The sequence below is a fragment of the uncultured Capnocytophaga sp. genome, from assembly GCF_963525585.1.
Lineage (GTDB): Bacteria > Bacteroidota > Bacteroidia > Flavobacteriales > Flavobacteriaceae > Capnocytophaga.
In genome coordinates this window covers 1-12797 of sequence record NZ_CAURLX010000051.1, presented here as the reverse complement: position 1 = coordinate 12797, position 12797 = coordinate 1, and the positions used below count along the sequence as shown (strand labels likewise).

Below are 12797 nucleotides of genomic sequence, written 5' to 3'. Positions count from 1 at the left end.
GCTGCAATTATTCAAGAGGAATTAAATATTGATATATACCACCCAGAGAAAGATATTATGGCATTGGTTACCAATGAGTTCATTCGTCAACTGAAAGAGGAGTGTTACTCAAATATAATTGTCGTTAAAGCACTTGAAAATGTCCAAAAACTCATTGCGTATGATGAATATCTTGTAGCTCTTCAAAATATATTAAGCGAATTACTCACTCATCACATCCGTATTCCTGCTGATATTTTAGCTATTATTGATGTAGTAGAAGATCCTCATATTCGCAGATTACAGGCTTCATTATGGGGAATATAAAACAACACCTTGGAATAGATATATACCAATCAATAGCTTCAGAAAAGAAATAAAGTTGTATATTTGCACAACTCTTAAAGCAATGAAGAACATCATCATCACAGGTACCAGCCGAGGAATAGGCTTTGAACTGGTACAACAGTTGGCATCGCAAGGGCATAACATCTTAGCTCTTTCTCGGCATACAGCTCCCATAGAAGCACTGAAATTACCCAAAGTACATTGTTTTCCTTTTGACATTACCTTACCTACGGATAGAGAAGCTGTAGCACAGTTTGTAAAAGAGCAATGGCAAAAGATAGATATCTTGATTCACAACGCAGGTAAACTTATCAACAGACCTTTTGAAGCCCTTACAGAAATCGACTTTTTAGAAGTGTATAAGGTGAATGTATTTGGGGTAGCACACCTCACGCAACAACTACTGCCTTTTATGGAGAAAGGCGCACACGTGGTGAGTATTAGCAGTATGGGAGGCATACAAGGAAGCTTGAAGTTCGGTGGTTTAGCAGCATATAGCTCCTCCAAAGGTGCCTTGATTACCTTATCCGAGCTTTTAGCCGAAGAGTACAAAGAGCGTGGTATCGTTTTCAATACCTTAGCCTTAGGAGCCGTACAGACTGAGATGCTCGCCGAAGCCTTCCCTGATTATAAAGCTAATATCACCCCACAGCAAATGGCACGCTACATCGCTGATTTTGCTTTGAATGGAGGTGAAGTATTCAACGGAAAGGTTTTACAAGTAGCCAATACAACGCCTTAAAACACTAACGAGTAAAGAATAATTAATATATGTATATCATTATTTTAACGTATCAAAAAGACCTTTCAGAGGTTGAAAAACACTTAGAAGCCCATCGCACTTACTTAGATAGGTATTATGCTTCAGGGCATTTTGTTGCTTCAGGAGCACAGATACCTCGCAAGGGTGGCGTAATTTTGTGTAAAGCTGGCAGTAAGGAAGAAATACTGGACATCATTGCTCAAGATCCTTTTCACGAGCATCGAATAGCTGCCTATCAAATTATTGAATTTACCCCTACCAAATTCTCTGAGGCATTTGGGAAGGTACTCTCTTAAAACTATAATAACAAATGGATTTACAACAGCTAATTAAAAATTTCCCGTGGCGAAGATTTGCTACTCCTTACGAAACCAATGCCAATATAGTAAAGCAAAGTATAGTAAAAATACTTGATGGAGCAGCCTCTGAAAAAGACTATCAAAACCTTATCTATAGTTTTGAATCACAAGCGTGGCTGATAAAGCTCTCTCCTTGGGGAATGAGATTTTATCTCGCTTTGTTAGAAGAGGATAAAGCGGACAAAGCAATACTATTACGTGATATGCTCACGCTTTTTGAGGCAGCAAATTATAGTTCTCAGTCTCCACAAGTTAAAGATTTTAAAGCTACTAAAGGAAAAGTTGCCAAATATGAAGCCTACAAAGAAAAACTATTCAATGATGCTTATGATGGCACTATGGATGAAGAGTTTTTAAAACTTGTCAAATCCTTAGACCGACACTATTACCACGTGGCTATTATGGAATTATTAGAAGCAAATATCCCTTTGCTTCAGCACTTCACTACTTCCGAAGATAAGACAATAGCCCAGAGAGCTACCTCACTAATAGAAGCAATCAAGCATCCTAAAATATATCCAACTCAATAGATAATAAAAAATAAGCTCCCAGAAATTGGGAGCTTATTTTTATGAAAAAGTATTTATTAAAAATGATATTTTAAACCTACATTCCAAGTACGTCCGAAACCAAAGAAAACCTTATTACGCACATCTATTCCCTTGTAAGTTACACTACTATTGGTTGTATGTATGTTAGTATCTGATTCTGCTATATAAGTAGTATCTAATACGTTATTTACATTGGCTAGAACAGTAATAGAATGTCTTCCTTTAGGAAATTTATACTTATAAGAAGCGCCCACATCAAATAGGTTATACTCAGGAAGCTTAATGCTATTCTCATTAGTGTTATTAGTTCTACTTCCTAGAGTGGAAACATCAATTTTAGCATACAAATCATTTACATAACGCCAATTGATATCAATATTAAAGTTTTCTATAGGAGTTACTTCTACTCCTACATTGGCTGTCATCTGAGCAGAATCTCCTACTTTCATTTTATCCAAATCCAAATGGAATTGATTAGAAGTTCTTCCCGAAAGGATATATTCTGTATTATTTGCTTGAAGGAAAGTAGAAACATCAGCTCCTCCTTGGTAGAACCAATCTCCTAAGGAGAACATTCCATTAACTCTCAAGTATTTATTAATACGATAAATAGCATCTACCTCTACACCTCTATGAATCTCAGTAATACCAAGCATTTCCACAAAGTATTGAGTATTTCTATCCCATTGGCTGTCACGGCGTACATATCGGTCTGACCAGACTGTATTATACAAATTCAAGTTTACAGAAAGATTTTCTCTCTTGAAGCCGTATCCGAATTCAACTCCAAATATTTTTTCATTAGAAAGCCTTGGATTGACAAAGTTCTTATAATTAGGATATACTGCATTGAAGAAAGGCTGACGAGAGTAATACCCTACATTAGCAAATACATTATGATGCTTATCAATGTTATAATTTGCGCCTGCTTTCATATTATAACCAGGTAAGCTCTTATAAGTAGTTACTTGTTGCATTGCGGTTTCTGGTCTTCCTCTTAGTGCTAGAGTTCCTTCTCTAAGAAAATCATCTGTTCTTTGGAAAGCCTGTATAGAACTAGACCATTGAGCAAAAGCAGAAAGTTTTTCATTGGTATATTCCAATTGCCCGAAAGCTCCTAACCAGCGTACGTGCCCTTCGTTACTATAAGTAATTCTATCATTTACATTCTCTATGCCTCCTCCAAAAGGATTAAGAGTAGGTGTATCAGAAATTCTATGATGTACATTACGAGGCAATGTTATATTCCTATTAGAATTATCTCTGTAGAAATCTGTTCCTAACAAATCACTAACTACTTCATAGTGGTAACCATTATAATATCTACCATCAAGCCCTACACTAAAAGAAAAATGATCAGAAAGCTTATGTGTAAAATTAGTAAGGAATCCATACCAATTATGAGAATTTACCAATCCTTTTCGAGCAAATCCTTCGGTAAGTCTTACAGTTCTTCCGCCTATCATTGTGTCACGAGAAGCATTAGCTACATAAGGAGTTCCGTGGGGTTCTATAGCTTGCTCAGCTGTACTAATATCTTCTCCTTGATTATACTTAAGTATTCTATCAAAGTCTATAAGCCCTTCTGAGGTTCTAATCTCAGAAGCTGTTACCATCCTAGGGCGTCCGTCAGGTAATAAACCTCCACTCCAAGCTCCTCCCATATCACGGGTACCTGCACCACGACCGAAAGAAGCATACAGAACAGTACTAAGAAAAGATTTATCATCTATATTCCAATCCCAATTAAGCATCATTACAGGCTTATGATACGTATTTCTCTGGAAACTATATTCTTTACCTTTATAATATCCCCAATCTGCATTATAGCGTCTGTCGGGTTCCCCGTTTCCATACTTAAGATAATTTGCAATAGTAATATAATTAGTACGCTGATGGTGCCACTGAGGAGCTCCTGTAAAAATAAATTGGAAATTATGTTCTTCATTAGGTGCATAGCCTAATGAAAAGAAATAATTATGACCTTCAAAATCTGTTCCTCTCACATAAGTAGCTCCTGCTGTACGGCTAAGTAATATTGAAGAAGACCATCCTTTCTTACTCTTACCTGTATTATAGGAAAAAACTCCTTTATAAAAACCATCATTTCCATAAGAAGCAGAAAAATTTCCTCCTTGAGCCATATCAGAAGCACGAGTAACAATATTGATAGTCCCTCCTACTGAAGCTATTGCCAGCTTGGAAGCTCCTAATCCTCGTTGTACCTGCATAGAAGAAGTTACATCGGCTATTCCCGCCCAGTTACTCCAGTATACTTTACCATTCTCCATATCATTAATAGGCATTCCATTAATCATTACTGCAATATTTTCATTACCAAATCCTCGAATATTGATTTTGGAATCTCCATACCCCCCTCCTCCTTTGGTTGCATATACAGAAGGAGTTCTATTGAGCAACTCTGGGAACTCTTGGTTTCCTAATTTAGTAACAATTTCACTGGCTCGTATGGTGGAAACTGCCACTGGAGTTTTACGCTCTTTCGCAATATCCATCAGAGCATTTCCTGTAATGGTAACCCCTGTTAGCTCCTCTGCTTCTGGAAGTAAAGTTATTTTTAACATTGCTTTTCCATTAACAATAGTAAAAGGAATTTCCTTAGTCTGGAAACTCACAAAAGAAACTACCAGAGTACCCTTTTTCTGAGTGGTTTTAAGGGTAAAATTCCCCTTAATATCAGAAGAAGCTCCTATATTAGTACCCTTTACAAGGACATTTGCTCCAAGAAGAGGTTCCTTGGATTCATCATCAAGCACGACTCCCGTAATAGTTTGTGCCGAGAGCGTTGTCATCAGAAAGAAAGCTAATAGGCTTAACCAAAGTCTATTTGTGTTCATTTTTGCTTTATTAATTTTAAGGGACAAATTTAGTTCTTCTTTATGAAAAAAAGCTGTTTAAACCTAATTTTTTACCAACAATCTTTGTTAAAAAATAAAGACTAAATGTTGATAACTTCTACAATCTTTTAAATTTTAAATTATTCTCTACATTAAAGTTAAATAAATGAATATATTTTATATATTCTATTATTTTAATCACTATTTTTCAAATTTTATAGAAATAAAAAAATTAATAAATAAAATAAGCTATAATTAGAATTTTTTTTTACTTAAAATTTTTATATTAGAATAATATATTGTATCTTTGCGCCCAGAAAGTAAAAAGAAACTATTAAATAGTTTTTTACAAAATACTCATTTAATAAATAACTAATATGAAAACAAATGTATTAGGCTATCCGCGCATAGGAGAAAAGCGCGAACTAAAGAAAGCTAATGAAGCTTTTTGGGCTGGAGAAATCACCCAAGAAGAATTATTTGCTGTAGCAGAAAAAATCCGAGTGCATAATTGGACTTTGCAAAAGGAAGCTGGTATTGACCTTATTCCTTCTAACGACTTCTCTTTCTATGATCAAGTATTGGACTTTTCTTTCTCAGTAAATGCCATTCCTGAGCGTTTTGCTCCTGTAAGTGGGCTTACAGAGTTGGAACAATATTTTGCTATCGCACGAGGCTACCAAAAAAATGGAATAGATGTTACCGCTTCTGAAATGACTAAGTGGTTTGACACCAATTATCATTATATCGTTCCAGAATTTACCAAAAATCAATCTTTTTCACTTAAGACTAACAAGCCTTTAGCTGAATATCTTCTAGCTAAGAAACACGGCTTCGAGACAAAACCTGTATTATTAGGAATCATTACCTACTTACTTCTAGGAAAAGAAAAAGAAACTGGTTTCCATCGCTTAGAACTTGCTGAAAGACTTCTTCCTGTATACATTCAGATTATAGAAAGCCTTGTAGCAGCTGGTGCCAAAACCATTCAAATAGACGAGCCTTACTTAGTGCTTGACTTACCTGAAAAAGCAGCTGAGGCTTACCAAAAAGTATATGGTGAAATTAGAGCAAAATTCCCTAATACTGAATTTATCCTTACCACTTATTTTGGTGCTTTGGATAATAATACTTCCTTAGCTGTATCACTTCCTTTTGATGTATTACACATTGATCTTGTACGCGCTACAGCTCAGCTAGACAATGTACTAAAAGCGCTTCCTAAAGAGAAAAAACTTTCTCTAGGAGTTGTAGATGGACGTAATATCTGGAAAAATAATTATGAACATTCGCTTTCTGTTATTCAAAAAGCACAAGAGGCTATCGGAAATGAGCGTTTGCTTATTGCTACCTCTTCTTCCCTATTACATACACCTTGTAATCTAGAGAATGAAAATAATGAGAAAGTTCTTACTCCTGAAATTAAACAATGGCTTGCCTTTGCTAAGCAAAAAGTAAAAGAGCTCTCTCACTTGAAAGCTATTGCTATAGGGCACGACCTTAGTGCTGAAGTAAAAGCTGCCTTTGAAGAGAACAAAAAAGCTGCTGAAAATCGTAAAACCTCTCCTCTTATCCACGATACTAAGGTTAAAGAACGTGTAAAAGGTATTACAGATAATGATAGTAAGCGTAATAGCGAGTTTGCTACCCGTCAAAAAGTACAAGAAGAAGCTCTTAAGCTTCCTTTATTCCCTACTACTACCATTGGTTCTTTCCCTCAAACACAGGAAGTGCGTTCTTGGAGAGCTAATTTCAAGAAAGGCACCCTTACAGAGGCTGATTATGACAAATTACTAGAAAAAGAAATCGAAGAATCTATCCGTTGGCAAGAGCAAACAGGTATTGATGTACTTGTTCACGGAGAATTCGAGCGAAATGATATGGTGGAATACTTTGGAGAACTCCTCAATGGATATACTTTTTCTAAATTTGGTTGGGTACAAAGTTATGGTTCTCGTTGTGTGAAACCTCCTATTATCTTTGGAGATGTATCTCGTCCTGAGCCTATGACTGTTCGTTGGTCTAAGTTTGCACAATCTCTTACAAAACTTCCTGTAAAAGGGATGCTTACAGGTCCTGTGACTATCCTTCAGTGGTCTTTTGTACGTGATGACCAGCCTCGTTGGGAAACTTGTTATCAAATTGCACTAGCTATTCGTGATGAGGTAGTAGATTTGGAAAAAGCAGGTATTAAGGTCATCCAAATAGATGAACCAGCTATTCGTGAAGGACTTCCTTTACGTCGTAATGAATGGAAAAACTATTTTGACTGGGCTATCAAGGCTTTCCGTATCTCTGCCTCTGGTGTAGAAGACCAAACTCAGATTCATACGCATATGTGCTACTCTGAATTTAATGATATGATAGAAGCTATCGCCGATATGGATGCCGATGTGATTACCATTGAATGCTCTCGTTCTCAAATGGAACTCTTAGATGTATTTGCTGACTTCAAATATCCTAATGAAATAGGTCCTGGAGTATATGACATCCACTCTCCTAGGGTTCCTTCTGAGGAGGAAATCTATCACTTAATGAAGAAAGCTATCGCTGTAGTTCCTTTCAGAAATCTTTGGGTGAACCCTGATTGTGGTCTTAAGACTCGCCATTGGGAAGAAACCAAGCTTGCCCTTGAAGCTATGGTGAAAACAGCTCAAAAGCTCAGAGAGGAATACAAAAAATAATTTTGTTTTTATTATTCGTGAATATTAACGAGTTTCTGTAAGAGGATTATTCGACGGTAATATTTTGTATATTGAGCTTTTCTCAATGCACCTTTACCTAAAGTAACCTATTCTGAAATGTAACAAACGCTCCTAAATTGGGGCGTTTGCTTTTTTTTATCAAAGAAAGAAGTTTTTCCATTTTTTTTTCTTACATTTGCCATTCAAAAATACATCCTGATGATTCATTTTTTTAAAAACTCTCAAAATACAGTTTATGCTGTACAAGCATCTGATTTGTCGACTAATGATCAAGAAAAGCTCTCTTGGCTTTTTGGAAATGCTAGTTATTTAGGTACCCAAAAGGTAGAAGGTATTTTCTTAGGAGTACGTGCTCAAATGATCTCTCCTTGGAGTACAAATGCAACAGAAATCACCCAAAATATGGGTATCAAAGGTATTATTCGACTAGAAGAATTCTTTCCTATGAAAGAGAATACCTCTTTTGACCCTATGCTTTACCAGAGATATGACAACCTACATCAGGACATTTTCAGTAACACCTCCTCCCCTACTCCTATTCTGGAGATAGCCGATATAGCCCAATACAATCAAGAGGAAGGACTTTCTTTAAGTGATGAAGAAATTGCCTATTTAGAGAAACTTTCTGAAAAATTAGGCAGAAAACTTACCGATTCCGAAGTATTTGGATTCTCACAAGTGAATTCTGAACATTGCCGACATAAAATATTCAATGGAACTTTTGTTATAGATGGTAAGCAACAAGAACTTTCCTTATTCCAACTAATCAAAAAAACAACTCAAGCAAACCCTAATGGAGTAGTTTCAGCCTATAAGGATAATGTAGCTTTCTTGGAAGGAACTCCCACTACACAATTCGCCCCTAAATCAGCTGATAAGCCTGATTTCTACGAAGAAACTCCTTTCAATGCTATTCTTTCACTTAAAGCAGAAACTCATAATTTTCCCACTACAGTAGAGCCCTTCAATGGAGCAGCTACAGGTTCTGGAGGGGAGATACGCGACCGATTAGCTGGAGGAAGGGGAGCTATTCCGCTAGCAGGAACTGCGGTATATATGACCTCTTATTCACGATTAGATTCCGACAGACCTTGGGAGGAAAATATGTCCGAACGCAATTGGCTCTATCAGACTCCTATGGATATCCTTATCAAGGCATCAAATGGAGCTTCTGATTTCGGGAACAAATTCGGACAACCCCTTATCTGCGGAGGAGTATTCACCTTTGAACATCAGGAAAATGGACAGGAGTTAGGGTATGATAAAGTAATTATGCTCGCTGGAGGTATTGGCTATGGGAAGAAAGAAATGGCACAAAAACAAACTCCTAAGGAAGGTGATCCTATTATTGTTCTAGGAGGAGATAACTATCGCATAGGAATGGGAGGGGCTGCTGTTTCTTCTACTGATACGGGCGCCTTTGGTTCTGTTATTGAACTCAATTCTATCCAACGTTCGAACCCTGAAATGCAGAAACGAGTTACAAATGCTATTCGAGCTTGCGTAGAAAGCGCTGAAAACCCTATTATTTCTATCCACGACCACGGAGCTGGAGGACATCTGAATTGTCTCTCAGAACTAGTAGAGGAAACTGGAGGGTGTATTGCAATGGAAAAGCTCCCTGTAGGAGATCCCTCTCTTTCTGCTAAAGAAATAATCGGTAATGAATCTCAAGAACGTATGGGGCTTATCCTTCCTCATAATGCCATTGACTTACTTGAGAGAATCGCAGAACGTGAACGAGCTCCCTTTTATATTGTAGGAAAAGTTACCGATGATCATCAATTTACTTTTATAAATCATACTACAGGTGAAAAACCTATTGATTTGGAACTTTCCGATATGTTCGGAAATGCTCCTAAAATGCTCCTAAAAGATACCACTATACCAACCTACTACAAGGATTTCAGTTATCAATCTGAAGAAATACCTTCCTACCTCAAGCAAGTACTCGAACTAGAATCTGTTGCCTGCAAAGATTGGCTTACCAATAAGGTAGATAGATGCGTAGGAGGAAGAGTCGCTAAACAGCAAACCGCTGGAGAACTTCAATTACCTTTGAATAATGTAGGGGTAATGGCGCTAGACTTTAAGGGTGAAAAAGGAATTGCTACCTCCTTAGGATATGCTCCTATCTCTGCTCTAATAGATCCTGAAAAAGGAAGCCAAAATGCCATAGCTGAAGCTCTAAGTAATATCGTTTTTGCTCCTTTGGAAGAAGGGCTCAAAAGTGTATCCCTTTCTGCTAACTGGATGTGGGCGTGTAATAACCCTGGTGAAAATGCTCGCTTATATCAGGCGGTCAAGGGAGCTTCTGATTTTGCTATTGCCTTGGGAATCAATATCCCTACAGGAAAAGATTCTCTATCAATGAAGCAGAAGTATCCTGACAGAGAAGTAATTGCTCCAGGAACTGTGATTATCTCTGCTTCTGGACTTTGTAGTGACATCCGAAAAGTTGTAGAACCCGTATTCAAAATAGGCAAAGGAAGTATCTATTATTTAAATCTCTCTGGAACAGAACTTAGTTTAGGAGGAACTGCTTTTGCCCAAACACAAAAGAGCATAGGTTCTCAATGTAGCTATATTGCAGATCCTATTGCTTACAAAAAAGCTTTCAATACCCTACAAAAAGCTATAAAGCAAGGACTTATTGTAGCTGGACACGATGTAAGTAGTGGCGGACTCCTGACTACCTTACTTGAAATGTGTTTTTCCGGACAAAAATTAGGAGCCTCTATTGATTTCACGGCTCTAGGAGAAGTAGATAGTGTAAAAATATGCTTTAATGAAAACAATTCTTTAGTTATCCAAGCTAAAAACGATGAATTACTAGAAAATTTATTTAATGAAAACGGTATTTCTTTCTACAAAATAGGAACTGTAATCTCCTCTCCTACTCTTTCTCTAGTGAATTATACAGAAAATTATACATTCTCTATTGAAACTTATCGAGATATTTGGTATAAAACTTCTTATCTATTAGATAAAAAACAAACGAAAGGAGATAAAGCCCTTGAAAGATATCAAAATTATAAAGAACAACCCCTTCAGTTTAAGTTCCCCTCACATTTTTCAGGAGAATACCCTACCTCAGGAGCTAATAGACCTGTAGCTGCTGTTATTCGTGAGAAAGGAAGTAATTCTGAACGAGAAATGGCTTACGCTCTATATCTGGCTGGATTCCAAGTGAAGGATGTACATATGACTGATCTTATTTCAGGACGGGAAACTCTTGAAGGAGTACATTTTGTAGGTACTGTAGGAGGATTTTCTAACTCAGATGTTCTAGGAAGTGCTAAAGGATGGGCTGGGGCTTTCAGATATAATGAAAAAGCAAAATCTGCTTTGGAAAAATTCTTCTCTCGTGAAGATACGCTTTCGGTAGGTATCTGTAATGGTTGTCAGCTTTTTATAGAATTAGGGCTGATAGCTCCCTCTGCAAAAATGCTTCATAATGATAGTGGAAAATACGAATGTAACTTTACCTCAGTAGTTATTGAACCCAATAATTCCGTTATGCTTTCTTCTCTAGAAGGGACAACTTTAGGTGTATGGATTGCTCACGGAGAAGGAAAATTCCACTTGCCTCTTGCTGAAAATCAGTATAATATAGTAGGTAAGTATGCTTATAGTAACTACCCAGCTAATCCTAATGGATCTGATTATAATGTAGCAATGTTATGTGATGAAACAGGAAGACACCTAGTTACTATGCCACACATAGAACGTTCTATTTTCCCTTGGGCTTGGGGATATTATCCAGAAAGAGAGGACAAAGTATCACCTTGGATAGAAGCTTTTGTAAATGCTAGAAAATGGATAGAAAGTAAGCAATAAATGCAACAGATACTTGTAGTTTATTACTCTCAATCAGGACAACTTAAGGATATTGTTAATCAGTTTGTAGCTCCTTTTCAGAGTGCAGGAATAGGGATAGATTTTTATTCTATAGAAATGGAAGAATCTTTCCCTTTTCCTTGGACTGATGAAGCTTTTTTTGGGGCTTTCCCTGAGTCTTTTTTACAAATTCCACAACCTATTAAGCCTATTAAGCAAGAATTTCTTGAGAAAGAATATTCCTTAATAATTCTTGCTTATCAGGTTTGGTATCTGTCACCTTCTATCCCTATCAATTCTTTTTTAAAAAGTACCTTTGCTAAAGATTTATTGTATAATAAACCTGTAATCACTCTCTCAGGTACCCGAAATATGTGGATAAGTTCTCAGGAAAAAATTAAGCTATTACTCCTAGAGAATAAAGCACATTTGGTAGGGAATATAGCTCTTACTGATAAGCACGCCAATCATATCAGTGTATTGACTATTGTACATTGGCTTTTTACAGGAAGAAAAGATAGATACTTAGGGATATTCCCCTTACCAGGAGTTTCTCAAAAGGATATAGAAAGTGCTTCTATGTATGGAAAAATTGCCTTGGAATACCTCCAAAAAGATATTTATGATCAAGGTTTGCAGAAAGAAATCATAGAACGAAAAGGAGTAATTATAAAACCTTTTCTCCTATCTGCTGAGTATAAAGCTAACCGACTATTTCGTATCTGGGCTACTATAATTTATAGAAATAAGTATAGAAGGACTCTCCTGAAATGCTTCCACCTATACCTGTACATAGCCATCTGGGTGCTAATGCCCATTGTATGGTGTTTTTATTGGCTGACTTACCCCTTTTTCTATCGAAAAATACAAAAGGACATTCGTAAAGCAGAAAGTGTATAACTTGCTAATCACTAATTTCGTTTAAATAACTGTAATACAAAAATATACATTGCTGTTTTTATCAGAAAGCCCTTTTAATAATAAATCAATAAATGAAAATTATCATCTATATTTTTTGCTTGATATTGATATATTCCTGTGATTTTAAGAAAAGAGCCTCAGGAGATAATACTTCAATGTCTAAAGATCAATATGAAGAAACAACCCAATTGGGCGAATTAGACCAGTATCTAAAAATTTCATTAGATAATTACAATCTTTTTATTGGAAAGATGTATTCAATAAATGAAAATATTTCAGAAGATTATGCAATTGATTATAAAAATGATACTATTTGGATATTTAAAGAATTTTTAGAATCAGATACTTTTGAAGGTAAAAAAATTGTTTTCGATAAAAACATTTTGCCTAAAAACCTTATAGCTAAGTATATTATATCATATCATTTTAATGGTACAGAAAAAGCAAATCAGTATATAGATACCAATATTTCT

General features: G+C 36.3%; 8 protein-coding genes and 1 pseudogene. 8 read left to right on the top strand and 1 reads right to left on the bottom strand.

What is annotated here, in order from left to right; all coding sequences use genetic code 11:
• The 4 genes and pseudogenes from RYK20_RS09785 to RYK20_RS09770 all read left to right on the top strand — a co-directional run.
• Nucleotides 1–306: pseudogene (locus RYK20_RS09785) on the top strand (hypothetical protein); the annotation flags it as partial.
• A gap of 82 nt (nucleotides 307–388) precedes the next feature.
• On the top strand, nucleotides 389–1069 hold the full coding sequence (locus RYK20_RS09780; RefSeq protein ID WP_314895282.1) for an SDR family oxidoreductase: 681 nt from the start codon (nucleotides 389–391) through the stop codon (nucleotides 1067–1069).
• Between the two features lie 29 nt (nucleotides 1070–1098).
• Entirely contained in the window at nucleotides 1099–1386 is a 288-nt protein-coding gene (locus RYK20_RS09775; RefSeq protein ID WP_314895280.1) for a YciI family protein, read from the top strand.
• Nucleotides 1387–1400: 14 nt separating this feature from the next.
• Nucleotides 1401–1979, top strand: coding sequence for a hypothetical protein (locus RYK20_RS09770; RefSeq protein ID WP_314895279.1), 579 nt, complete (start codon nucleotides 1401–1403; stop codon nucleotides 1977–1979).
• Between the two features lie 56 nt (nucleotides 1980–2035).
• On the opposite strand, the gene RYK20_RS09765 is transcribed toward RYK20_RS09770, so the two are convergent.
• Nucleotides 2036–4858 (bottom strand): carboxypeptidase-like regulatory domain-containing protein, encoded by a 2823-nt coding sequence (locus RYK20_RS09765; protein WP_314895278.1) that lies wholly within the window; start codon nucleotides 4856–4858, stop codon nucleotides 2036–2038.
• Between the two features lie 377 nt (nucleotides 4859–5235).
• Here RYK20_RS09765 and metE point away from each other — a divergent pair, with 377 nt between their 5' ends.
• The 4 genes from metE to RYK20_RS09745 all read left to right on the top strand — a co-directional run.
• A complete protein-coding gene (metE, locus tag RYK20_RS09760) occupies nucleotides 5236–7542 on the top strand; it encodes a 5-methyltetrahydropteroyltriglutamate--homocysteine S-methyltransferase (RefSeq protein WP_314895277.1) in 2307 nt (768 codons plus the stop codon).
• Nucleotides 7543–7761: 219 nt separating this feature from the next.
• Nucleotides 7762–11403 carry a phosphoribosylformylglycinamidine synthase gene (gene purL, locus RYK20_RS09755; RefSeq protein ID WP_314895276.1) on the top strand — a complete coding sequence of 1214 codons (3642 nt, stop codon included), beginning with the start codon at nucleotides 7762–7764 and terminating at the stop codon, nucleotides 11401–11403.
• Nucleotides 11404–12303, top strand: a complete 900-nt coding sequence (locus RYK20_RS09750; RefSeq protein ID WP_314895275.1) for a dialkylrecorsinol condensing enzyme DarA — start codon at nucleotides 11404–11406, stop codon at nucleotides 12301–12303. It abuts the gene before it with no gap.
• 92 nt (nucleotides 12304–12395) lie between these two features.
• Nucleotides 12396–12797 (top strand): hypothetical protein (locus RYK20_RS09745; protein ID WP_314895274.1); only part of this gene is annotated, 402 nt, incomplete at its 3' end.